The following is a 24262-nucleotide window of genomic DNA, read 5'->3' as shown; positions in this document are numbered from 1 at the left end:
GGGCCGATCTGGCCATTCAGCGAGTCTAATGTTCCGGATACCGGAGCGTCCGCCGACCCGTGCGAGATATGTCACCGGCTGTGTTCCGGCCGGTACCCGCGCGGGCGCGCCCGCACGGCCGTACGACCGCCACACGGCCGTACGACGCAGCGCCGGGTGCGCCCGGACCGTGGTCCTGGCGCACCCGGCGCGGGTGCCTCGTGGCGGGTGCGGCCGGTCGCTAGGCGCGGCCGGACGTCCGCTGTGTCCTGCGGGACACCGAGTCGATGATCACCGCGGCGAGCAGCACCGCGGCCGTGATCATGTACTGGATCGAGGTGTCCATGTTCAGCAGGTTGAGGCCCGTCTGGATGGACTCGATGACCAGGCCACCGATCAGGGCCGACCACACGCTGCCCCGGCCGCCGAAGAGGCTGGTGCCGCCGATGACCGCGGCCGCGATCGCCAGCATCAGGACGTTGCCGGTACCGGCCTGGGTGTTCGCGGTCTCGATCTGGCCGGCGAGGAACAGGCCGCCCAGCGCGGCGAAGCCGCCGGCGATGGCGAACACCGCGATCTGGATCGCGGGCACGTTGATGCCGGCCCGGCGGGACGCCTCGAGGCTGCCGCCGAGCGCGAAGACCTTGCGGCCGAAGGTGGTGCGCCGGACCACGAAGTCGGATATCACCAGGACGACCAGGAACAGCACCAGGGCGTTCGGCACACCGCGGGAGTTGTTCAGCACGATCGCGACACCGTAGGCGACGATCGCCAGCAGCACCGTGCGCAGCACGATCTCGCTGGTGGCCCGGTAGGGCACGCCGGCCTTGCGGCGGCGGCCCTGGTCGACCAGTGCGGTGCCGAGGAACAGCGCGACACCGATGGTGGCCAGGATGTAGGCGCCGGCGATGCTGGAGTTCATGAAGAACGAGGTCTGGTCCATGTAGTGGATCGGACCCTTGTCGGCGATCGAGATGCTGCCGGTCTTGCGCAGCAGCCACAGCATGAAGCCGTTCCAGCCGAGGAAGCCGGCCAGGGTGACCACGAACGCCGGCACACCGATCTTGGCCAGGAAGAACCCGTGGAAGGCGCCGATGAGGACACCGATCACGACCACCAGCAGCGCCGCCAACCACAGGTTCATGCCGTGGGTGGTGGTGAACGTGGCGAAGATCGCCGCGGACAGTCCGCTGACCGAGGCGACCGACAGGTCGATCTCACCGAGCAGCAGCACGAACACCAGGCCGATGGAGAGCAGCCCGGCACCGGCCAGGTAGTAGCCGATGTTGGTGAGGTTGTCCGCGCTCAGGAACCGGCTGTTCGCGAGCTGGAAGACGACGAAGATGATGATCAGCGCCGCGATGACGGGCATCGAGCCCAGCTCGCCGCCCTTGACCCGGCGCTTGAACTCGGTGATGTAGCCGGCGAAGCCCTGCTCACGGACGAGCAGCCGGGGATCGACCGCCACCACGGCGGGCGGCGGCACCTCGTCGATGGGCGCGCCACCCTTCGAGGTGTCAACGGATGTCTTTTCGCTGCTCACTTGGCCGCCTCCGCGTTGCGCGTCTGCCGACGGGTCACGGCGTTGTCCGTGGCACCGGTGATCGCGGCGATGATCTGTTCGTTCGTCGTGCCCTTGACCGGGAACGAGCCGTTGTTCCGGCCGAGCCGGAGCACGTGCACGGTGTCGGCCACGGCGGTCACGTCGGCCATGTTGTGGCTGATCAGAATGACGCCGAGGCCGCGCTCGCGCAGCCGCTCGACCAGGTCGAGCACCTGGGCGGTCTGTTCGACACCGAGGGCGGCGGTCGGTTCGTCGAGGATGACGACCTTCGGCTCGCCGATCAGCGCGCGGGCGATCGCGACGACCTGTCGCTGACCGCCGGAGAGGCTGGCGATCGGGATGCGCACGCTGGGGATGCGGATCGAGAGGGTGTTGAGCAGCTCGCGGGAGCGCTGCTCCATGGTGACCTCGTCGAGGCTGCCGAAACGCAGCAGCTCGCGACCGAGGAAGAGGTTGCCGACAACGTCGAGGTTGTCGCACAGCGCGAGGTCCTGGTAGACGGTGGCCACACCGAGTTGCTGGGCATCGTGCGGGCGGTTGATGGTGACGCCCTTGCCCTCCCACTCGATGACGCCGTCGTCGATGGGGTGGACCCCGGCGATCGTCTTGACCAAAGTGGATTTACCGGCACCGTTGTCGCCCACCAGGGCGACCACTTCTCCGGCATGGACCTCCAACTCGACATCGGTGAGGGCCTGAACCGCACCGAATCGCTTGGAGACTCCGCGCAACGCCAACACGGGCGTAGCGGACACGTGAACCATCTCCTTCGCCGCCTGACCGGCGGGGATGCCGCGTACTGGAACGTCAGCCGCGGTGTGTGTGCCGCGAAGCACACGATGACAACGTTAACGGGGAAGAGGCGGAACCCCGCCCCCGCGGAAGAACCCCGCGAGTGTTTCCGTCCGGCGCCCCGCCCCGGCAGCGGGGTGGTTGATGTGGGGCGGGGCGCCGGACAGGCTCACGGGAGGCGGTGCCGTCAGCCCACGGTGATGCCGGCCGCCTTGCAGGCCGCGACGAACTCCGCAGAGCACAGGTCGGAGGTCTTGTACAGACCGTCCTTCACCACCGTGCTGTTGATGTTGGCCTTGGTCACCGAGGTGGCCGTGATCAGGTGCGACGGGATGGTCTGGCCCGACCCGCTCTTGGCGGTGGTGTCGGTGATCGACTTCCAGTCCTTGCCGGTGATCATGTCGACCGCGATCTCGGCGGTGGCGTCGGCCTCAGGCTTGTAGGGCTTGTAGATGGTGGAGGTCTGGGTACCCACCAGAATCCGCTGCAGGCCCGTCAGTTCGGCGTCCTGGCCGGTCAGCGGCGGGTTGATGTGGTTGGCCTTGAGCGCGGTGACGATACCGCCGGCCATCGTGTCGTTGGCCGAGTAGACGCCCGCGATGTTCTTCGCGCCGATCGAGGTGATCGCCGCGGTCATCTTCTTGTTGGCCTCGGTGTCCTTCCACAGACCGGTCTGCTCGTAGGCGATGTTGACCTTGCCGTCGAGCGCCTTGTGCGCGCCGGCCTTGAACATCGCGGCGTTCGGGTCGGACGGGTCGCCGTTGATCATGACGATCTTGGAGGTCGGCTTGGCGTTGGCGCCCATGGCGGTCAGCAGCGCCTGGCCCTGCAGTTCGCCGATCTTCTCGTTGTCGTACGAGACGTACGCGGAGATCGGGCCCTGGGCGAGGCGGTCGTACGCGATGACCTTGATGCCCTTCTTGACCGCCTGCTCGACCGAGGACTGGATCGCCACCGAGTCCTGCGGGTCGAGGATGAGCACCTTGACACCCTTGGTGATCATCGTGTTGACCTGCTGCGCCTGCGTCGACGGGTCACCGGCGGCGTTGTCGTAGCTGACCTTACAATCGGAGCACAGCTCCTTGATCTTCTTCTCCATCAACGGCTTGTCGAAGGAGCCGTACCGCGCGGTGACGGTGTCCGGAAGGAGGATGCCGATCGACTTGGCGTCGCCGCCCTTGCTGCTGCCGCCCGCCTTGCCGCACGCGGCCATGGTGAGCGCCATCGACACAGCCGCCGTGCCGATGACGATCCGACGCGTCATTGCGTTCATCTGAGGTTGCCTCCCTGACAGGGCCGCAACACTGCGGCCGAGGTGGTCGTGAGTCAACTCCGGCTGACACGTGTCGTCAAGAAGTAAACACTTAACGAGATGGCAACGGCGCGTTTCGTTAGCTGTGTGAACGCTCCGTTATGCCGAAAAGGCGGGTGTATCAACGGGTGTGTTCCCGTCGAGAAGCGTGGAATCGCCCATCTCGCTCAGAACCAGGGCAAGCGCACCCAGAACCTCGGCCCGCGCGCCGAGCGCGCCGGGCATCACCGACAGCCGCTGGGCCGCGCTCGGAATGGCGTACCGCGACACCGACTCGCGGATCGGGCCGAGCACCAGCTCCCCCGCCTCCGCCAGGTCCCCGCCCAGCACGACCCTGCTGGGGTTGAGGAGGTTGCACAGGCTCGCCACGCCCATGCCGATGTGCCGCCCGACGTCGCCGATCACCCGGCGGCATCCCGGGTCCCCCTCGCGTCCCAATTGCACCATTTTGGGAATGGTGAGGTTCTCCCCGTGACTGCCGCGCAGCAGTTCCAGCACGTAGCGCGCCGCGGTGAAGGTCTCCAGGCAGCCGCGGTTGCCGCAGCGGCACACCGGACCGGACTCGTCGAGGGTGATGTGGCCGATCTCCCCGGCGGTGCCGCCCGGGCCGCGGTAGATCCGCCCGTCCACCACCAGGCCGGCGCCGACACCGCTGGCCACCTTGATGTACGCCAGGTCCTTGACCCCGCGGCCGCCGCCCCACACCAACTCGCCCAGGGCGCCGAGGTTGGCGTCGTTGTCCACCTGGACCGGGACGCCGAGCCGGTCGGTCAGCTCCTGCCGCGGGTTGATGCCGCTCCAGCCGGGCAGGATCGCGGTGGACCCGAGCGTGCCGGTCTCCATGTCGATCGGCCCGGGCACGCCGAGGCCCACCCCGAGCACCTTGTCCCGGTCGATCCCGGTGGACTCCACCAGCCGCGCCACCAACTGCTCGGCCCGGTCGAAGCCCTGGGACGCCGAGGCGTCCACGTCGATCGGCTCGGACTGCTCGGCGAGCACCTGGTGGGCGAGGTTGCCGACCGCGACCCGCAGGTGCGAGTGGCCGAAGTCGACGCCGACCACGATGCCCGCGTCCCCGGACAGCGCCACGCTGCGCGCCCGCCGACCGCCCGAGGAGGTCGGCGTGACCTGCACCGTCCCGTTGTCCCGCAACTCGCGCACGATGTTGGACACCGTCGCCGCCGACAGACCGGTCGTGCGCGCGATCTCCGCCTGGGTGAGCGAGCCGGCCAGCCGGACGGCCCGCACCACGCGCTCCAGGTTGGCCCGGTGCAGCGATGACTGCGATCCCGGTGTCTCCACGACATCCACTCCTGCCCGGCAGCCGGAGCGGTTCCGGCTGCCCGCACGGGACGAGGCCCGGGTACCGGCGTCAGAGCTGCCACACCAGTGAGACCCCGTCGTCTACAACATGTGAACTCTAAGTTGAGTGTTAGGGGTGATGTCCCGTCAAGGGGGAGAACCACACCGTTACGCGAACCGCCCCGTACGCCGACCAGCGGCTCCGCACGCTCGCGGAGCCGCTGGGGACAGCGTAAGGGGTGTACCGAGCCGGGCGGAGGGCCTATTTCACGGCACCCGCGGTCAGGCCCGCCTGCACCTGGCGCTGGAAGATGATGTAGATCGCCAGCACCGGCAGCATCGCGATCGACAGGCCGGCGAACAGACCCGACCAGTCGCCCTGGTAGCCCTGCTGCACGGACAGGTCGGCCAGACCCTGCGTGAGCACCCATTTGTCGGTGTTGCCCTGGTTGAGCACCAGGGGCAGCAGATACTGGTTCCACTGCCCGAGCACGTTGAAGATCCCGATGCTGATGATGCCCGGCTTGGCCATCGGCACCATGATCTGGAAGAACGTGCGGGTGTGGCTCGCCCCGTCGACCAGTGCCGCCTCCGCCACCGAGGTCGGCAGCGTTCTGAAGAACGACGTCATGAAGAAGACGGTGAACGGCAGCGAGTAGGCGATGTAGACCAGGATCAGGCCGGGCAGCGTGTTCAGGATGCCCAGGTTCTTCGTCACGAAGAACAGCGGCACCAGCACCATCACGACCGGGAAGGCCATGCCCCCGACGAACAGGAAGTAGATGAAGCGGTTGCCGAAGAACTCGAACCGGGCCAGTACATAAGCGGCCATCGAACCGAACAGCATGGTGCCGACGGTCGAGAAGCCCACCACGATCACCGTGTTGATGAAGTAGCGGCTCATGTGCGCCTTGGTCCAGGCGCGCGACCAGCTGTCCACGTGCGGGTGCAGCGGCAGCGACCAGGGGTGCGAGAGGATGTCGCCCGAGGTCTTGAACGAGCTCCACAGCGCCCATAGCAGCGGTACCGCCACCATCAGCGCCCACACGGCGAGGAAGCCGTGGCTGAAGACGTTCAGCACCACTCCCTCACCGCGCCAGCGGTGTTTGGCCGCGGCGTCGGGCGCGGGCTTCTGGATCACCTGGTTCGGGTTCTTGTCCGCCGGACCGGGCGCGTCTTCGAAAATCTCTGTGGTCATCGCGGCACCCCTAGAACTCGATGCGCTCGCGGCGGTTCAGCCGCAGCGTCAGGACGGCGAACAGCAGCGTCACGATCAGCATCGCGACACCCATCGCGGCCGCCATGCCGTACTGGCTGTTGTCGCGGAATGCCGTCTTGTACAGCAGCAGCGGCACCACGTCGGTGGTCTCGCTCGGCCCGCCGTTGTTGACCGACATCAGCTGGACGAAGGCGAAGCCGTCCATGGCGATGATGCCCATGTAGACCCAGCCGGTGGCCACCGTGTCGCGCAGCAGCGGCAGCGTGACCCGGAAGAAGGTGACATAGCGGTTGGCGCCGTCCAGCAGCGCCGCCTCGTAGATCTCACCGGGGATCGAGGCCATGCCGGCGGAGAAGAGCACCACGTAGAAGCCGACGTTCGCCCAGACCATCACCGCCATGATGCAGGCGAGCGCGATGTTCGGGTCGCCCAGCCAGGACTGCTGGAGCGAGGTGAGGCCCACGTCGCCCAGCAGCGAGTTGAGCAGGCCGTTGTCCGGGTCGGGGTTGTAGATCTGCTCCCACAGCACCGCGATCACCGTGACCGACAGCACCTGCGGGAAGAAGTAGACGATCTTGTAGAAACCCGCGCCCCGAACGCCGACGACCGACGCGCTGTTCTTGCGCCGCCGGCCGCCGACATTGAGCATGAAGGCGAAGAAGAGTCCCAGCGCGAGCGTCACGATCGGCACGATCAGCAGCATCAGGACGTTGTGCCACAGTGCCTTCCAGAAGAGGTTGTTGTGGATGATCTTCTGGTAGTTGTCCAGCCCGATGTAGTGCTTCTCGGGGGTCAACCCGCTCCAGTCCGTCAACGAGATCTGGAAGTCCTGGACGAAGGGCGAGATCACAAGGACCGCGTACAACGCCACAGGAATTGCCAGAAACCCGATGATGAACCGGTACTTGCCGTGTCGCATAGTGCCGGTCGCTCTCGTCTCAGCCGTCAGGGAATGTTCGGGTCACACGTGCTTGAACTTGGGCACGGACGAGTCGGCCTTGGTGGCGTCCGCGGCCTTCTGCGCGCCTTCGATCCACTTCTTGGCATTGATCTTGCCGGTCAGCAGCTGGAGCGTCAGGTTGCCCAGGGTCTCCTGGTTGAGCTTGACGTACCAGTCCTGGAGCCGCGAGTTGAGCACGTTCGGCCCGGCGGCCGTCAGCGCCTTGGACGCGGAGGCCAGGCCCGGGGTCAGGGTCAGGCCCTCCGAGGCGCCGGTGATGCAGGTCAGCGACTTCGTGGTGTTGGTGAAGTTGTCGGTCTGCTTCTTGCTGATCATGATCCGCAGCAGTTCCATGCCGCCGACCGGGTTCTTGCCGTTGGCGGCGACGATGTACGGCTCGCCGGCCGCGGCGTAGACGGTGCCGAACGGCAGCTTGTCGGAGGTGCCGGAGCCGACCAGCGCGCCGACGGCCAGGTCGAAGTCCTTCGGCATGGTCGGGGCGGCCTCGTTCTCCACCCACGAGCCGTCCGCCACTATGGCGGCCTTGCCCTTGGTCCAGGCGGTCTGCATCTGGATGTGGGTCATGCCCTCGGAGCCGGGCATGAAGTACTTCTTCGCCGCGACCTCTTCGTAGTACCCGATGACCTGCTTGACGGCGTCCACCTGCCAGGCGCCGTCCTCGAGGTCGTCGATGGCGTTGAGGACGTCCTTGCCGCCGATCTTGCCGATCTGGGCGAGCAGGTCGAAGTGGACGTAGTACGGGTACTTGCCCGGGTAGGTGAAGAGGGAGATGTTCTCCTTCTTCGCCTTGGCGCCCAGGGCCAGCGCCTGGTCGAAGGTCTGCGGGTACTCCCAGCCCTTGTCCTGGAAGAGCTTGTTGGAGTACCAGCCGCCGTAGACGGTGAACGCGTAGTTGAACGCGTACATCGCCTGGGTGCCGAACTGGCCCTGCTCGACGGTGCCGGCGATCAGGACGTCGCGGACCTTCTTGCTCGGGTCGTCGATGGTGGGGGCGTCCAGCAGCGGGGTGAGGTCCTGGAGCTTGCTCTCCTTGGCCAGGGCCGCGGTGTCGAGGTTGTCGGCGCCGGAGTTGTCCATGATGTCCGGCGGGGTGTTGCTGGCGAAGCGCGGCTGGAGCTTCGGGCCCAGGCCCTGCGTGCCGGTGTGCTTGACCTTGATGCCGTACTCGGAGTTGTAGACCGTCTCCGCGGCCTTGACGTACGAGTCGCCGAAGCCGCCCTTGAAGATGAACGCCTCCAGCGGCGTTCCCTTCTTCACGCCGAGCGGGTTGTTCGCCGTCTTCGCACCGGTGGGGTCCGCCTTCGGCTTGTCGCTGCCGCCTCCGCTGGAGGCGCAGGCCGACAGCAGCGAGGCGGACGGGACGGCCACCACGCCGATGGCGACGGCCCGCTTGATGGCATCGCGGCGGTTGATCTCGGAGCCCATGCTCAAGTCCTCAGCCTTCTTCCAGGACTCATGCGGTGCAGCGGAATCCGCCGACGACCGCGAACAGTTGAAGCGTGAGTGATGCACTGCATCCAGTGAGGCGAGGAACGATAGCCGACGGCCGTGTTGGCCACCCTGTCAGCACCCCCCGCGCGCCCCCGCACTCAGCGGGTTCCCGGACGCCGACAGGTATAGTCCACTTGACTCGGGCAGGGCAAGATCGAATGAGAGTTTGGCCACCAAGCTTTCCCGAGTTGAGACCTGTCCGAAACGTGGGATGTTCGCCCAGCCGAAAGCTCGGACCCGTGTTGTATTCAGTTCCCAACGGCTCTCCCGGTTCGGTGCGTTCAAGTAGTGAACCGGGTGGAAGCGCCCAGCGGCGGGCGACCTGCCGGAAAACGCGGACGGGCCGCACCCCCGGGTGACAGGGGTGCGGCCCGTCCGGCCGACAGTGGTGCTTCGGACGTGTTACGCCCGGGTCATCGGCTCACTTGCGCAGCAGCGAGCGCAGGACGTACTGCATGATGCCGCCGTTGCGGTAGTAGTCGGCCTCTCCGGGGGTGTCGATCCGCACCACCGCGTCGAACTCGACGCCGGTGTCGGTGCTGACCTTGACCGTACGCGGGGTGGTGCCGTCGTTGAGCGCGGTCACCCCGGCGAAGGAGAAGGTCTCCTCGCCGGTCAGGCCCAGGGTCTGCGCGGACTCGCCCTCGGGGTACTGCAGCGGCAGCACGCCCATGCCGATCAGGTTGGAGCGGTGGATGCGCTCGTAGGACTCGGCGATGACGGCCTTCACGCCCAGCAGCGCGGTGCCCTTGGCGGCCCAGTCACGGGACGAGCCGGAGCCGTACTCCTTGCCGGCCAGCACGACCAGCGGGGTGCCCTGCTCGATGTAGTGGCGCGAGGCGTCGTAGATGAACGCGACCGGCCCGCCGTCCTGGGTGAAGTCGCGGGTGAAGCCGCCCTCCGTGCCCGGAGCGATCTGGTTGCGCAGCCGGATGTTGGCGAAGGTGCCACGAATCATGACCTCGTGGTTGCCGCGACGCGAGCCGTAGCTGTTGAAGTCGCGGCGCTGCACGCCGTGCTCGGTGAGGTACTGGCCGGCCGGGGTGTCGGCCTTGATGGCGCCGGCCGGCGAGATGTGGTCGGTGGTGACGGAGTCGCCGAGCTTGGCCAGCACCCGCGCGCCGGAGATGTCGGTGACCGGCTCCGGCTCGGTGCCCATGCCCTCGAAGTACGGGGGCTTGCGCACGTAGGTGGACTGCGGGTCCCACTCGAAGGTGTTGCCGGTGGGGATCGGCAGCGCCTGCCACTGCGCGTCGCCGGCGAAGACGTCCTGGTAGGACTCGGTGAACATGTCCTGGCCGATCGCGGAGGCGACCACGTCGTTCACCTCGGCCTCGCTCGGCCAGATGTCCGCCAGGTACACCGGCTTGCCCTCGGTGTCGGTGCCCAGCACGTCCCGGGTGATGTCCACCTTCATCGAGCCGGCGATGGCGTACGCGACGACCAGCGGCGGGGAGGCGAGGTAGTTCATCTTGACGTCCGGGTTGATCCGGCCCTCGAAGTTGCGGTTGCCGGAGAGCACCGCGGCCACCGCGAGGTCGGCCTCGTTGACCGCCTTGGAGACCTCCTCGGGCAGCGGGCCCGAGTTGCCGATGCAGGTGGTGCAGCCGTACCCGACCAGGTTGAAGCCGAGCTTGTCCAGGTACGGGGTCAGGTGCGCCTTGTCGAAGTAGTCGGTGACGACCTTCGAACCCGGGGCGAGGGTGGTCTTCACCCACGGCTTGCGGGTCAGGCCCTTCTCGACGGCCTTCTTGGCCACCAGGGCGGCGGCCACCATCACGTACGGGTTGGAGGTGTTGGTGCACGAGGTGATCGCGGCGACGGTGACGGCGCCGTGGTCGATCTCGTAGGTGTCGCCCTCGGGGGTGGTCACCTGGGTCGGCTTGGTGGGCACGCCGTTGTGGGTGGCCGGGGAGTCGGAGGCCGGGAAGGACTCCTTGCCCGCCTCCTCGTCGTCGGTGACGTAGTTGCGCACGTCGCGGGCGAACTGCTGCGCGGAGTTGGCCAGCACGATGCGGTCCTGCGGCCGCTTGGGCCCGGCGATGGACGGCACCACCGTGGACAGGTCCAGCTCCAGCTTCTCGGAGTAGTCCGGCTCGGCGGCCGGGTCCAGCCACAGGCCCTGCTCCTTGGCGTACGCCTCGACCAGCGCGACCTGCTGGGCCGAGCGGCCGGTGAGCTTGAGGTAGCTCAGCGTCTCGGCGTCGATCGGGAAGATCGCCGCGGTGGAGCCGAACTCCGGCGACATGTTGCCGATGGTGGCGCGGTTGGCCAGCGACGTGGCGGCGACGCCCTCGCCGTAGAACTCGACGAACTTGCCGACCACGCCGTGCTTGCGCAGCATCTCGGTGATGGTGAGCACCAGGTCGGTGGCGGTGGTGCCGGCCGGCAGCTCACCGGTGAGCTTGAAACCGACCACCCGCGGGATCAGCATGGACACCGGCTGGCCGAGCATCGCGGCCTCGGCCTCGATGCCGCCGACGCCCCAGCCGAGCACGCCCAGGCCGTTGACCATGGTGGTGTGGGAGTCGGTGCCGACCAGGGTGTCGGGGTACGCCTGGCCGCCGCGGACCATGACGGTCCGGGCCAGGTGCTCGATATTCACCTGGTGGACGATGCCGGTGCCGGGCGGGACCACCTTGAACTCGTCGAACGCGGTCTGGCCCCAGCGCAGGAACTGGTACCGCTCCTTGTTCCGGCCGTACTCCAACTCGACGTTCTGCGCGAAGGACTCCGGGGTGCCGAAGCGGTCGGCGATCACCGAGTGGTCGATGACCAGCTCGGCCGGGGCGAGCGGGTTGATCTTCGCCGGGTCGCCGCCCAGCTCCTTGACCGCCTCGCGCATGGTCGCGAGGTCCACCACGCACGGCACGCCGGTGAAGTCCTGCATGATCACGCGGGCCGGGGTGAACTGGATCTCCTGGCTCGGCTGGGCCTGCGAGTCCCATCCGCCGACCGCCCGGATGTGGTCGGCGGTGATGTTCGCGCCGTCCTCGGTGCGCAGCAGGTTCTCCAGCAGCACCTTCAGGCTGTACGGCAGCCGGGCCGAGCCCTCCACCTTGTCCAGCCGGAAGATCTCATACGATTCGTCGCCCACCTGCAAGCTGCTGCGGGCGTCGAAGCTGTTCGCCGACACGACAGTCTCCTTCATGCATGTTCTCGCGCGTACCACCGCATTGCTGGCGTCCCGACGGCACGCCTCGGCAGATATCTCGATGTCGAGATAACTCTAGTACACCACCTCGATTCGGGTACCCCCGGCCCGCCGCGTGATGCGCTGCCCCCATCGAAGCCCGCCTCGACTCCCCCGGCGACCGGGAGGTGGAACCGAATCCGGATGGGCGCCGTCTGTGCGGGTGAGGGGTACACCGCACGGCCGCGCCCCGGATGGCAGGCACCGCCGCCGGCGTTACGGTGAGGACGGGCCGCGACACCGGCCGGGCCGGCCGCGTACCAGTGCCGCAACGAATGTCCCCGACTCGCCACGGATGGCCTAACCCGCGTTGCCCTATCTCATATGTGAGATAGCCTGGTCGACATGACCGACGATTACCTCGCACGCATCGGCAGGCTCATCCGAGACGCCCGTCAACATCGAGGCTGGACACAGGCGCAGCTCGCGGAAGCGCTCGGCACCAGCCAGAGCGCCGTCAACCGGATCGAGCGCGGCAACCAGAACATCAGCCTTGAGATGATCGCCAGAATCGGCGAGGCGCTGGACAGCGAGATCGTGTCCCTCGGTTACGCCGGCCCGATGCACCTCAGAGTGGTCGGGGGGCGCCGGCTGTCCGGCGCCATAGACGTCAAGACGAGTAAGAACGCGTGCGTCGCGCTGCTCTGCGCCACGCTGCTGAACGCCGGCCGGACCACGCTGCGCCGGGTGGCGCGGATCGAGGAGGTCTACCGCATCCTCGAGGTGCTGGGCAGCATCGGCGTGCGCACCCGCTGGATCAACGACGGCAACGACCTGGAGATCGTGCCGCCGGCCGAGCTGGACCTGGCCGCGATGGACACCGACGCCGCCCGCCGCACCCGCAGCGTCATCATGTTCCTCGGCCCGCTGCTGCACCGCACCGACCGCTTCCGCATCCCGTACGCGGGCGGCTGCGACCTGGGCACCCGCACCGTGCAGCCGCACATGAACGCGCTGCGCCACTTCGGCCTGGACATCACCGCGACCGACGGCACGTACCACGCCGAGGTGGACCGCGGCATCACCCCGAAGCGGGCGATCGTGCTGACCGAGCGCGGCGACACCGTGACCGAGAACGCGCTGCTGGCCGCCGCCCGTCACGAGGGCGTGACCGTCATCCGCAACGCCAGCTCCAACTACATGGTCCAGGACCTGTGCTTCTTCCTGGAGGAGTTGGGCGTGCAGGTGGAGGGCATCGGCACCACCACGCTCACCGTGCACGGCGTCGCCGAGATCGACCGCGACGTGGACTACGCGCCCTCCGAGGACCCGGTCGAGGCGATGAGCCTGCTGGCCGCGGCGGTCGTCACCGAGTCCGAACTGACCATCCGCCGGGTGCCGATCGAGTTCATGGAGATCGAACTCGCGGTGCTGGAGGAGATGGGGCTGGACCACGAACTCACCCCCGAGTACCGCGCGGACAACGGCCGCACCCGGCTGGTGGACCTCACCGTCCGCCCCTCCAAGCTGAGTTCGCCGATCGACAAGATCCACCCGATGCCGTTCCCCGGGCTCAACATCGACAACGTGCCGTTCTTCGCGGCCATCGCCGCCACCGCCCAGGGCTCCACGCTGATCCACGACTGGGTCTACGACAACCGGGCCATCTACCTCACCGAACTGACCCGGCTGGGCGCCCAGGTCAAACTCCTCGACCCGCACCGGGTGCTGGTCGAGGGCCCGACCCGCTGGCGCGCCGCCGAGATGATGTGCCCGCCCGCACTGCGCCCCGCGGTGGTGGTGCTGCTGGCGATGATGGCCGCCGAGGGCACGTCGGTGCTGCGCAACGTCTATGTCATCAACCGCGGTTACGAGGACCTCGCCGAGCGGCTGAACACGATCGGCGCGCAGATCGAGATCTTCCGCGACATCTGACCCGGCGGTGCCGCCGCACCCCGTCCGACCTGCTACCTAGAGGGTCAGGACGGGGTGCGGCGGCATCTCTGGGACGTCTCTGGGACTTTGGACCTGCGGCGGGCTACGGGCCGCACTCAACGGGCTCTACCGACCGCCGTGCCAGGGAGACGGTGGATTCGCCGGCCTCCAGTTCCTCGGAGGCGGAGAAGTGGCGCAGGGCGTGGAGGTCACGACGGTTTCGGGGATGTTCATCTTGACCACCCAGCCTTGGGCCAGCCACGACTTCCGGTCGGTGCGGTAGAGCGTGGGTGAGCCGCTGGGCTCGGACTCGGGATCTTTGGCCGCGGAGGTGAGTTCCACAGCCGTCTCCTCGGTAGGTTGCCGACACTTGCGGTGACGTCGCCCTCACGGACGGTGTGCCACGCGTCAATCTGCAAGTTTTGGCAACGTCCTGGCTCACCATGGCGCGCCGGACCTACGGTGTGGGGGCAGTTCACGCCCCGGCGCTCCTCAGCCGCGCCAAGAACGCGTGACAGCGCGAGTTCGCCCGCCGAGCGGCTGGCGCCGTGGAACTCGACGCCGGCCACCGCCCGTTCCTGGCCCAGCCCGCAGCGGTCCGGGACCTGCTGCTGAGCTTGTGGCGTGGTGCGGTCGACCCGGCCGTCCCATTCTGTGGAGGTCAATCAGCGGTCAGGACGAGGTCCGCGCGGTGAAGGAAGTCTCGGACGTCGGGACGTGAACGCCACGGGGCCAGTGCGGTGGTGAATGCCCGGAGGTAGGAGCGGCTGCGGGTGGAGTGCAGGCGGCCGAGGATGGTCAGGGCGTGTTCGCCTGCTTCGAGGCCGGGTTCGAGGTCGCGGCGTTGGAGGTGGGCGGTGGCGACCACGGTGTGGCGGATGCCGACGGCGCGGGAGAACACGCCCGCGGGCATGACCGATGCACGGCGGCTCCAGGAGAGCGACTGATCGGGAAGTTTGAGGTCGCGGTAGATCTCAGCGGCGTCAGTCGCGATGCGGGCATGGGTGAGGTACGCGAGCCAACCGGGATCGCGGGGGTCAGTCTCGGCGGCGTCGACGAGCTGTTCCGCGTGGATGAGCGCGGCGACAGCGCCGGGGGCGTCGCCGGCGAGCCCGTGGGCACGGGCCTGGGCGAGTTTCGCGAAGGCGAGAACCCGGGCGGGAGCTTCGCGCTTGGCCCGCTCGTAGGCGCCTTCGGCCATGTCGACCGCCTCGGTGGGGAAGCCGCGCAGGAAGGTGTGCAGGGCCATGGTGCTGAGAACGTAGGCGCCAACGGCAGGATCGGCGCTGGCACGGGCCAAACGCAGGGCCTGCACGAAGTGGCGCTGGGCGGTGGCATGTTGGCCCATGTCGACGTCGTGCCAGGCGGCGACCCGGGCGAGCTCCGCGGTGGCCGCGAACAGCTCGGCGCCTACGCTTTCGGTGAAGGCGCCCTGGAGGAGCGGCACGGCACGGTGGGTGAGGCAGTCGGTGACCATGCTGGCTCTCCAGTTGCCTCCGCCGTACTTGGAGTCCCATCGGCGGGCATCCTCGGAGGCCGCCCACAGTTCGTCGAGGTCGGCTCGGCCGACGCGGCGTCCCTGGGGATGGCTCGACGTCCTCTCGCTGAAAGGAACGGGGTCGGCGGGCACGGCCAGCCAGCGGGTGACGGGGGTGCTGTACGCGGTGAGGGCGAAAGGGGTTGCGGCGAAGGTCCGGCGGTCCACAGTGCTCCAATACTCCGCCGCGAGGTGCAGCGCCTGGTCGGTGTCTCTGTGGAAAGTCAAGCCACTCCCCGCGTCGAGGACGGCTGCGGGGGCCATGTCCATCCCTTCGAGTGACACGGTTCGACCCAGTCGCTCGCTCAGTGCCAGGGCAAGCAGCGTGGGGATCGGGGGGTCGGGGATCATGCCCCGACTCGTCCAGTTGCTGATCGAGGTGTGGGTGTAGGACCGGGTGACGCCGGCGCCGGCGGCAAGCTCGTTGACGCGGTGCGCCAGGCTCGCGTGGCTGGCTCCGCTCTCCTCGATCAGCATGGCTAATCGTCGGTTGGCGCGTTGGTTGCTCCGTGCCATCACGTCCTCCTTGGACGGTCGACGGCGCGGGGGCCCGGGAGTCCGCGGCGTCCGCGCCGGGTGTCGGACATCGGGTGCGGGACGGGGGCGTTCGCACCAGGGGTGCTGAGGCCGTCCGGCGGGCAGGGTTGCCGGGCTCATCGGAAGCGGCCCCGCAGTTCTCCGCTCAAGGCCCTGTCCGGGCGATCCTGCCGGGCCAGCCACGACAGCTACGGCACCTCACTGCGTTTCCGCCCGCGCGCGAAGGGCCATGGCGCGTGGCTCCGCGGCGGGGAGGGCCCGGTCACGGGCCGGTGATGTGGGCGGTGAGGCGAACCAGCAGGGGGACGCAGTCGCGCAGTTGTCGCCGCTCGTGGTGATCGAGCGCGTCGGCGATGGCGGCGTTGAGCCAGGTGGCGCGGCGGCTGCGCTCCTGCTGGAGGCGGGTTCGTCCGGCGTCGGTGAGGTGCAGCAGGATCTTGCGGCCGTCGCTGGCGTGCGGTTCGGCGCGCACCGATCCACGGTCGATCAGTTCCTTGACGGACTTGGCGGCGGACTGGTGCGTCACTCCGCGCCGGTGCGCGAGTGCGGCCGTGGTCTGCGGGCCGCTGCGATCGAGGTGGCCGAGGATGGCGGCCTCTCCGGGGGGCATGGTGTCGGCGGTCCGCACGGCGCGGACCAGTTCCCCGATCGCCTGTCGGAGGTCTTCGGCCAGCGCGTCGTCTTCCATGGCCCTACCCTAGCCGAACTGTGTAACCAATCTGTACAGCTTGGTTGTACAGTTTCAGAGTTGCCTGAGGAGGCCCACATGCATCTCACCAAGTTCGGCCACGCCTGCGTCCGTATCGAGAAGAACGGCCGTCGGCTGGTCATCGACCCCGGGGGTCTGACCGAACCGGACGCGCTCGACGGCGCCGAGGCCGTCCTGGTCACCCACGAACACTTCGACCACTTCTCCGAGGAGGTGCTCCGCAGGGCCACCAGCGAGAATCCCGCCCTGCGCATCTGGACCGACCGCGCCGTCGCCGATCGGCTGGACGGCCTCGGCGGGAGGGTCACCGCCGTGGGCGAGGGAGCGGCCTTCACGGCGGCCGGCTTCGACGTCGCCGTGCTCGGCACGTGGCACGCGGTCATCCACCCGGACATCCCGCGCGTCGGCAATGTCGGCTTCCTCCTCGACGAGGCTCTCTTCCATCCCGGGGACGCCCTCACCGTGCCGGACGTCGCCGTCGACACCCTGCTGCTGCCCGTCCACGGCCCCTGGTCCGCCACCGGGCAACTGATCGACTACGTGCGCGAGGTGGCCCCGCGGCAGGTCTGCGCCATCCATGACGGCGCCCTCAACGACGTCGGCGTCTCCATGGTCGGCGGCTTCCTGGGAGACAACGGCCCCGGTACCGGGGCCCGTTACCACCGTCTGCCCGTCGGCGCGTCCATCGAGATCGGCCCGGAGCCCGTCCGGTGACCGGCCACCGCCGCGGGATGCCCCGGGCCTCTTGCGAGCCGTCCGGCGGTCAGGGGACGCCGGTCAGGGCGGTGGCGATCAGGTGGGCGACCGGGGCCGCGTGGGCGGTGAGGTAGAAGTGGCCGCCCGGGAAGGTGACCAGGTCGAAGGCGGACGTGGTGTGCTCCTGCCAGGCGGCGGCCTCCTCGGCGGTCACCTTCGGGTCGTCGGCGCCGGTCAGCACGGTGATCGGGCAGTCAAGGAGCGGCTCGGGGGCGGAGCGGTGGCTCTCCACGATGCGGTAGTCGGCGCGGATCGCCGGCAGCACCATCCGTACGAGTTCCTCGTCGGCGAAGACCCGGGAGTCCGTGCCGCTCAGCGCGCGGACCTCGCGCAACAGGCCGTCGTCGTCGAGGAGGTGGGCGCGTTCGGGCCGCTGCCGGGAGGGTGCCCGGCGGCCCGAGACGAACAGCGCGGCCGGCGGCCGACCGGCGGCCCGCAGCCCGCGGGCCACCTCGAAGCCGAGGACCGCGCCGAGGCTGTGCCCGAAGACGGCCAGCGGCCGGTCCGTCCACGGCAGCAGCGCGGCCACCACGTCGCGGGCCAGCGCGTCCATGCTCGGCGCGAACGGTTCGCCGCGGCGGTCCTGGCGGCCCGGGTACTGGACCGCGAGCACCTCCACCTCCGCGCCGAGCAGGTCGGGCAGCTCCGCGAAGAAGCTGGCCGAACCGCCGGCGTGCGGAAGGCAGACCAGGCGTACCGGGGCGTTTGGGCGGGGCCGGAAGCGGCGCACCCACAGGCTGCCGCGCGGGTCGCCGCTCACGCGGCCCTCGGGCGGTCGTAGCGGTGGAAGCCGCGGCCCGTCTTGCGGCCCAACCGGCCCTCCTCGATCAGCCGGTCCAGCAGCGGCGGCACCGCGTGCCGGGGGTCTCCGGTGCCGTTCTCCATGCTGCGCGCCACGGCGGCGATGACGTCGAGGCCGATCAGGTCGAGGACGGTGAGCGGGCCCATGGGGTGCCCGCAGCCGAGGGTCATGCCGCGGTCGATGTCCTCGGCCGTGGCGACGCCGGACTCGTACATGCGCACGGCGGCCATGAGGTACGGGATCAGCAGCGCGTTGACGACGAATCCGCTGCGGTCCTCGGCGCGCACGATCTGCTTGCCGAGCACGCCGGTGACCAGCGCCTCGGCGCGCTCGGCGGTGCGGTCGGTGGTGTACGGGGAGCGGATGACCTCCACCAGCGGCATGGTCGGCACCGGGTTGAAGAAGTGCAGGCCGATCACGTCGCCGGGGCGGCCGCTGGCATCGCCCAGGTCGGTGATGGACAGGGAGGAGGTGGTGGAGGCGAGGACCGCCGCGGAGTCCTCGACGGTCTTCGCCAGCAGGGCGAACAGCCGCAGCTTGGTCTCCCGCTCCTCCGGCACCGCCTCGACGACGAACTCCCGGTCGGCGAACGCGTCCGGATCGCCGCCGAACACCGCGCGGCGCTCGGCGTCCGCGCGTCCCGCGTCGTCGATACGGCCCTTGGCGTGCGCCCGGTCGAGCAGTCCGAGGACGCGGCCGCGGGCACGGTCGGCGGAGGCCGCGCCGGAACCCAGGACCCGCACGTCGAGGCCGGCCCGCAGGCACTCGGCGGCGATGCCGGCGCCCATGGTGCCGCCGCCGACCACGCCTATCCGACGGGCGCTCATGCCGCGCTCCGCAGCGCGGGCGCCGACCAGCGCAGCAGGCCGGCGGCCACCGCCATGCCGGCGCCGAACCCGGCGAGCAGCACCAGGTCGCCGGGGCGCAGCGCGCCGGAGCGGTTGGCCTCGTCCAGGGCGATGGCGACGGAGGCGCTGCCGGTGTTGCCGGAGTGGTCCAGCGGCAGGTGGGTGGCCGCGCCGGACAGCCCGCAGGCGTCGACGAGTTCGGCGACCATCATGCCGTTGGCCTGGTGCGGCACGAAGTGGTCGATGTCGGCCGCCTTGTGGTCGCAGCGCTCCAGCAGCGCGTCGATGACGCCGGGCACGTTGTCCATGACGTAGTCGCGGACCTCGCGGCCCTTCATGTGCAGGACGTGGCCGCCGTCGGCGACGGTCGCGGCGGAGGCGGGGCGGCGGCTGCCGCCGGCGGGGATCTCGATCAGGTCGTAGGCGCCGCCGCCGCCGACCATGTCGAGGTCGATGAAGCCGGGACCGTCGTCGACGGCGGCGACCACGGCGGCTCCGGCGCCGTCTCCGAACAGCACGCTGGTGGCCCGGTCGCCGAAGTCGACGAACCGGGAGTACACGTCGGTGCCGATGACGAGGGCCTTGGCGGCGGGCCGCAGGGTGATCAGGGCACGGGCCAGGGCGAGGGAGGTGACGAAGCCGGAGCAGGCGATGTTGACGTCGAAGCAGCCCGCCCGGTGGGCGCCGAGCGCGTACTGGACGAGGGTGGCGGTGGCCGGTATGGGCGCGTCGCCGGTGGTGGTGGAGACGATGAGGTAGTCGATGTCGCCGGGGTCGAGGGCGGCCGCGTCGAGGGCGGCACGGGCGGCGTGCACGGCGAGGTCGGAGGCCGCCTCGTCGGGGGCGGCGAACCGGCGCGAGACGATCTTCGTCCGCCTTTCGATCCACTCCTCGCTGGTGCCGGGCACCATCCGGACGACATCGGCGTTGGTGACCACCCGTTCGGGCAGGTAGGAGCCGGTCGCGAGGATGCCGATGCCGACCGTCGGCGGGTCCGTGGTCATGTTCGTGTCCCTTCGGGTGGCGGGCGACCGGGTCAGCCCGCGGCGGCCGCGGTGAACGACCGCAGCGGGGTGAGGGCGTGCTCGCCGATCCGGGCGCGCTGTTCGGGCGCGGTGACGCCGAGGCCGGGAGAGGGGGCGAGGCAGAGCACGCCGACCTTGCCGATGTGCTGGTTGAGCTGCACCCGCCGGGTCGCCTCCCCGACCTCGGCCAGCGGGTACACCTCGGAGATCACCGGGGCGATGCGGCCCTGCTCGAAGAGGCGGGCGCACTCGGTCATCTCCTGCAAATTGGCTATGTGGCTGCCGATGATCCGTTTCAGCTTCATCCACAGGTAGCGGTTGTCGAAGGTGTGGTGGTAGCCGGTGCTGGAGCCGCAGGTGACGACCGTGCCGCCACGCCGGACGACGAACACGGAGATGCCGAAGGTGGCGCGTCCGACGTGCTCGAACGCGATGTGCGGGTCCTCCCCCACCTCGCGGCGGATGATCGCGCCGAGCCGTTTGCCGGCCTTGACGGCCTGCTCGGGGTCGTCACCGGTGTCCTGGCCGATGCCGATCTCCTCGCGGTTGATCACCACCTGGCAGCCGAGCCTGCGGGCGACGGCCTCCTTCCGCTCGGAGCCGACCACGCCCACCGCGATCCCGCCGCCGTTCCTGACGAGTTGGGCCGCGTACGCTCCGAGCCCGCCGGCCGCGCCCCAGATCAGCACGACGTCGCCCTGCTTCATGCGGGCGCCCCGGTCGCTGACGAGCATCCGGTAGGCGGTGCCGCCGCACACGGGGATGCCGGCGGCCTCCTCCCATGTCAGGTGCGGTGGCTTCGGGATGAGCTGGCTGGCGCGCGCGATCGCGTAGTGGGCGAGCCCGCCGTAGTTCGTCTCGAAGCCCCAGGCCAGCTGGCCCTCGCTGAGCATGCCGTCGGTCTGGGTGGCCGGCTCCTGGTCGTCGACGTGGGCGGGGCTGACGATGACGTGGTCGCCGATCCGCCGGCGCCGCACGCCCGAGCCGACCCGCACCACGACCCCGGCGGCGTCGGAGCCGAGGACGTGGAAGGGCTGGTCGTGCCGGGTCGCCCAGCCGCCCTGCCGGGCGTAGGAGCGCAGGAAGCGGAAGGTGGACACCGGCTCGAACTTCGCCGACCACACGGTGTTGTAGTTGACGGAGCTGGCCATCACGGCGACCAGCACCTCGTCAGGGGCCAGTTCGGGCATCGGCACCTCGCCGACGTGCAGCGTACGGCGGACGTCCTTGTCCGCGCCGCTGTCCGCCCGCGCGAAGACGTTCTCGTCCTCGACGCGCAGGTGCGCCGCGGTGTAGGTGCCGGGCAGCGGGGCGCGGGCGAGCTCCTCCGGGGCGGCTCCGGACAGCACGGCGTCGGTCAGCACGGCGTCGGTCAGGGACATCGGTACCTCACTGGCTGGTGGACGGTTCGACGGACAGCACGTGACGGAAGAGGTTGCGGGGGTCCCACCGCGCCTTGACCCGCTGGAGCCTCGGGTAGTTCTCCTTGTAGTAGAAGGTCGACCAGGGCACGCCGGAGGCGTTGTGGGCGGGGTCGGCGAGGTCCGCGTCGGCGTAGTTGATGTAGCAGCCGTCCCAGGTGCCGTCGGGCACGGGCACCCCGCCGGTGGCGGCGTAGACCTCCTTGTACATCCCGCGCACCCAGTCCAGGTGGGTGTCGTCCTGGGCCGGGTCGGTCCACCACGCCTGGTACTGCATCTTGACGACCGAGTCGCGCTGCGGGATGGCGGTGGCGTCGGAGGCGACCGTGGAGATCTGCCCGCCGTACGGGAAGATGATCAGGGAGGCGCCCGGGTTGCTGTAGTCCGTCCTGGTCAGGTAGCGGTGGATGGTCTGCGCCTGCTCGGTGGTGAAGTTGCCCTTGAGGTAGGCCGACTTCGCCTTGACGCGTACGGCCGGGGCCGCGTAGTTCGAGGTGGAGATGTACCGGGTGGCCTGGCCCCAGGTCGCCTTGGTGGGTGCGGCGACCAGTGCCGCGCGGACGCCTTCGGCGGTGCCCTCGCCGATCGCGGCGAGGTAGTCGGCGAGGATGTCCTCGGCGCCGGCCACGGTCGCGTCGACCTGGGTGACGAGGGTCAGGGCGCCGGCGGCGAGCTGGTTGAGGCCGAACAGGCTGGACAGGCCGGTCTCCGGGGTTCCGGGGGCGCTGTGGGCGCCGAGCCAGTCGATGTAGTTGCGCAGCAGCCGGACGAAGTCGGCCTCGTCGACGGCGGTCCACGGGATGGCCGTGACGTTGAGCAGGACGTGCGAGGGCGGCTGGGGCAGCAGCGTGCGCGGGTCGTCGCCGGACGCGCCGGGGGTGCGGAACCAGTACCGCGTGACCACGCCGAAGTTGCCGCCGCCTCCGCCGGTGTGCGCCCACCACAGGTCGTGGTACGGGTCGTCGGGTTCGGCGGTGGCCACGACGGCGCGGGCCCGGCCGCCGGCGTCCACGACGACCACCTCCACGGCGTACAGGTGGTCCACGACCAGGCCGAACTGACGCGACATCAGCCCGTATCCGCCGCCGCAGGCATGGCCGCCCATGCCGACCGAGTAGCACAGCCCGCCGGGCAGGGTGACGCCCCAGCGGTGCAGCAGGGTGTCGTAGACGTTGAGGAGGATCGCGCCGGGCTGGACGGAGAAGGCGCGGCGCTTCTCGTCGTAGGCCACCTCGTCGAGGGTGGACAGGTCGAGGACGGCCTCGATCTCCGGGTTGTAGACGAAGTTCTCGAAACAGCCGCCGCCGCTGCGCACCGAGAAGCGCTTGCCGGTGTCCACCAGTTCCTGGACGGCGGTGACCGCCTCGGCGGTGGAGCGGATGACCCGGATCTGCTCCGGGTCGCCGATCCAGCGCTGGTTGTAGCCGCTGGTCATGTCGTCGTACCGGGGTTCGCCGGGGGTGACGACGATCGGTTCCTGGGCCGGTTCCGCGGCCTGGGCCGTGCCGGACGACGTCACTGCCACGGTTGCTCCCGCGATCGCGTATCCGAGGAGTTCTCTGCGGCCCGGCTCAGCCATGGGCCACCGCCGGCATCCGGGTGATGGCGCTGACGAAGTTGCTGGTGATGCGGACCGGCTCGCCGATGTGGAAGTCCGGGGTGCGGCGCAGCAGTTCCTTCAGCAGGACCCGCAGCTCCATCCGGGCGAGCACGTTGCCCAGGCAGTGGTGGGGGCCGCCGCCACCGAAGCTGATGTGCCGGTTGGGGGTGCGGGCGAGGTCGAGGACGTTGGGGTCGGCGAAGACGCGCTCGTCGCGGTTGCCGGATGGGTAGAAGAGTGCCATTTTGTCACCCTCGCAGATCTGCCGGCCGTGCAGCTCGATGTCGCGCGCCGCGGTGCGCCGCAGCGTGAGCACCGGGGTCGACCAGCGCAGCAGCTCCTCGATCGCCTTGCCCGAGCGGGCGTCGAAGTCGGCGGCGAGGAAGGCGCGTTGCTCGGGGAAGTCGGACAGCGCCTTGCCCGCGTGGCTGATGGTCTGGCGCGGGGTGTCGAAGCCGGCGCCGATCAGCAGCAGGAAGAAGGCGCTGATCTCGGCGTCGGTGAGGCCGTCGCCGTCGACGCGGGCCTGCACCAGGTCGGTCATCACGTCGTCCTGGGGGTCCTCCCGGCGGGCCCTGGCCATCGCGACGGCCTTGCCGGAGACCAGTCCGACGACCTCGTTGACGATGTCGGCGCGATCCCGCCCGCGCTTCTCCGCCTCGTCGCGGCTGGACAGCATGACGGTGATCGCCTCGGTGAAGCGGTCCAGCTCCGCGGGGTCCAGGCCCAGCATGTACGTCATCGTCCAACGGGCCATCGGCATCGACACCTTGGCCACGAAGTCGCACTCGCCGGCAGCCGCGAAGTCCGCCACGATCCGGCCGGCCTCGGCGCCCATCGAGCCGCGCATCTGCTCCATACGGGCGGGGCTGAAGGCGGACGTGACCAGGCTGCGCACCTTCAGGTGGCGGGGCGCGTCCATGGCGACGATGGACTGGGTGGCCTGGAGGATCTCCTCGGGCAGTTCCTCGAACTGCACTCCCTTGCCCGAGATGTAGAGGTCCGGCCGGCTGCTCACCGCCACGATGTCGGCGTGCCGGACGACGGCCCAGAAGCCGTCGTCCGGGGGCGTCGGCAGCAGGCTGCCCTCCGGCGCCTTGTGCCAGGAGATCGGGCGTTCGTCGCGCAGGACGCGGAAGGTGTCGTCCCAGGCCGCCGGGGGCTGCGACCAGAAGTCGATGGACGATATGTCGGCGGTGTCGAACTGCCGGGCCACGGTGGTCACCTGGGTCTCCTCCTCGGGGAACGGCGCGCAGGGCCGTGGGAGTCGGCACGGCCTGACGTGCCGATGCATCGCCTGAGCATGCGTCCACCCCCTTGCCGCGGCCTTGTCAGACCG

General features: G+C 69.5%; 18 protein-coding genes. 2 read left to right on the top strand and 16 right to left on the bottom strand.

The window, feature by feature from the left end; translation table 11 throughout:
- Window positions 1-220 precede the first annotated feature (220 nt).
- The 8 genes from ACIPAE_RS27180 to acnA all read right to left on the bottom strand — a co-directional run bounded on the left by ACIPAE_RS27180 (window position 221) and on the right by acnA (window position 11756).
- The gene (locus ACIPAE_RS27180; RefSeq protein WP_402448580.1) at window positions 221-1522 is read right to left on the bottom strand and encodes a sugar ABC transporter permease; all 1302 of its coding nucleotides are present in this window, start codon (window positions 1520-1522) and stop codon (window positions 221-223) included.
- Window positions 1519-2307: an ATP-binding cassette domain-containing protein gene (locus ACIPAE_RS27175; RefSeq protein WP_328470442.1), complete on the bottom strand. Its 789-nt coding sequence runs from the start codon at window positions 2305-2307 to the stop codon at window positions 1519-1521. The genes ACIPAE_RS27180 and ACIPAE_RS27175 overlap by 4 nt, the downstream gene beginning before the upstream one ends.
- Window positions 2308-2522: 215 nt before the next feature.
- Window positions 2523-3608, bottom strand: a complete 1086-nt coding sequence (locus ACIPAE_RS27170) for a substrate-binding domain-containing protein (RefSeq protein ID WP_329363851.1) — start codon at window positions 3606-3608, stop codon at window positions 2523-2525.
- A 138-nt stretch (window positions 3609-3746) separates the two neighbouring features.
- On the bottom strand, window positions 3747-4949 hold the full coding sequence (locus ACIPAE_RS27165) for an ROK family transcriptional regulator (protein ID WP_328470439.1): 1203 nt from the start codon (window positions 4947-4949) through the stop codon (window positions 3747-3749).
- A gap of 262 nt (window positions 4950-5211) precedes the next feature.
- A complete protein-coding gene (locus ACIPAE_RS27160; protein ID WP_328470437.1) occupies window positions 5212-6147 on the bottom strand; it encodes a carbohydrate ABC transporter permease in 936 nt (311 codons plus the stop codon).
- A gap of 10 nt (window positions 6148-6157) precedes the next feature.
- Entirely contained in the window at window positions 6158-7087 is a 930-nt protein-coding gene (locus tag ACIPAE_RS27155; protein ID WP_329363852.1) for a sugar ABC transporter permease, read from the bottom strand.
- A 42-nt stretch (window positions 7088-7129) separates the two neighbouring features.
- Window positions 7130-8554 carry an N-acetylglucosamine/diacetylchitobiose ABC transporter substrate-binding protein gene (gene ngcE, locus ACIPAE_RS27150; RefSeq protein ID WP_329363853.1) on the bottom strand — a complete coding sequence of 475 codons (1425 nt, stop codon included), beginning with the start codon at window positions 8552-8554 and terminating at the stop codon, window positions 7130-7132.
- Between the two features lie 487 nt (window positions 8555-9041).
- On the bottom strand, window positions 9042-11756 hold the full coding sequence (acnA, locus tag ACIPAE_RS27145; protein WP_329363854.1) for an aconitate hydratase AcnA: 2715 nt from the start codon (window positions 11754-11756) through the stop codon (window positions 9042-9044).
- A gap of 402 nt (window positions 11757-12158) precedes the next feature.
- On the opposite strand from acnA, the gene ACIPAE_RS27140 reads away from it, so the two are divergent.
- Window positions 12159-13688: a UDP-N-acetylglucosamine 1-carboxyvinyltransferase gene (locus ACIPAE_RS27140; RefSeq protein WP_329363855.1), complete on the top strand. Its 1530-nt coding sequence runs from the start codon at window positions 12159-12161 to the stop codon at window positions 13686-13688.
- A gap of 661 nt (window positions 13689-14349) precedes the next feature.
- On the opposite strand, the gene ACIPAE_RS27135 is transcribed toward ACIPAE_RS27140, so the two are convergent.
- Both ACIPAE_RS27135 and ACIPAE_RS27130 read right to left on the bottom strand, forming a co-directional pair.
- Window positions 14350-15741 carry a sporulation protein gene (locus tag ACIPAE_RS27135; protein WP_402448575.1) on the bottom strand — a complete coding sequence of 464 codons (1392 nt, stop codon included), beginning with the start codon at window positions 15739-15741 and terminating at the stop codon, window positions 14350-14352.
- A gap of 283 nt (window positions 15742-16024) precedes the next feature.
- Window positions 16025-16450, bottom strand: a complete 426-nt coding sequence (locus ACIPAE_RS27130) for a MarR family transcriptional regulator (protein ID WP_329363859.1) — start codon at window positions 16448-16450, stop codon at window positions 16025-16027.
- 78 nt (window positions 16451-16528) lie between these two features.
- Between ACIPAE_RS27130 and ACIPAE_RS27125 the strand changes: the two genes are divergently transcribed.
- Entirely contained in the window at window positions 16529-17185 is a 657-nt protein-coding gene (locus ACIPAE_RS27125; protein WP_402448572.1) for an MBL fold metallo-hydrolase, read from the top strand.
- Window positions 17186-17234: 49 nt separating this feature from the next.
- On the opposite strand, the gene ACIPAE_RS27120 is transcribed toward ACIPAE_RS27125, so the two are convergent.
- Genes ACIPAE_RS27120 through ACIPAE_RS27095 form a run of 6 tightly spaced genes read right to left on the bottom strand, consistent with a single transcriptional unit; the run spans window position 17235 to window position 24148 of the window.
- Window positions 17235-17987 (bottom strand): thioesterase II family protein, encoded by a 753-nt coding sequence (locus ACIPAE_RS27120; RefSeq protein WP_402448571.1) that lies wholly within the window; start codon window positions 17985-17987, stop codon window positions 17235-17237.
- The gene (locus tag ACIPAE_RS27115) at window positions 17984-18856 is read right to left on the bottom strand and encodes a 3-hydroxybutyryl-CoA dehydrogenase (RefSeq protein WP_402448568.1); all 873 of its coding nucleotides are present in this window, start codon (window positions 18854-18856) and stop codon (window positions 17984-17986) included. Before ACIPAE_RS27115 ends, ACIPAE_RS27120 begins: the two co-directional genes overlap by 4 nt.
- A complete protein-coding gene (locus ACIPAE_RS27110) occupies window positions 18853-19881 on the bottom strand; it encodes a ketoacyl-ACP synthase III (protein WP_329363866.1) in 1029 nt (342 codons plus the stop codon). Before ACIPAE_RS27110 ends, ACIPAE_RS27115 begins: the two co-directional genes overlap by 4 nt.
- A gap of 32 nt (window positions 19882-19913) precedes the next feature.
- Complete coding sequence (gene ccrA / locus ACIPAE_RS27105) at window positions 19914-21284, bottom strand: crotonyl-CoA carboxylase/reductase (RefSeq protein WP_402448566.1); 1371 nt, start codon at window positions 21282-21284, stop codon at window positions 19914-19916.
- Between the two features lie 7 nt (window positions 21285-21291).
- Window positions 21292-22902, bottom strand: a complete 1611-nt coding sequence (locus ACIPAE_RS27100) for an FAD-binding oxidoreductase (RefSeq protein WP_402448564.1) — start codon at window positions 22900-22902, stop codon at window positions 21292-21294.
- Window positions 22895-24148 (bottom strand): cytochrome P450, encoded by a 1254-nt coding sequence (locus tag ACIPAE_RS27095; RefSeq protein ID WP_329363870.1) that lies wholly within the window; start codon window positions 24146-24148, stop codon window positions 22895-22897. Before ACIPAE_RS27095 ends, ACIPAE_RS27100 begins: the two co-directional genes overlap by 8 nt.
- Between the last annotated feature and the right edge of the window lie 114 nt (window positions 24149-24262).

Origin of the sequence: Streptomyces sp. NPDC087270, assembly GCF_044744625.1 — a bacterium.
Classification (GTDB): domain Bacteria; phylum Actinomycetota; class Actinomycetes; order Streptomycetales; family Streptomycetaceae; genus Actinacidiphila.
The sequence above is the reverse complement of the archived record's forward strand: the minus strand, read 5'-3'. Positions and strand labels throughout refer to the sequence as shown.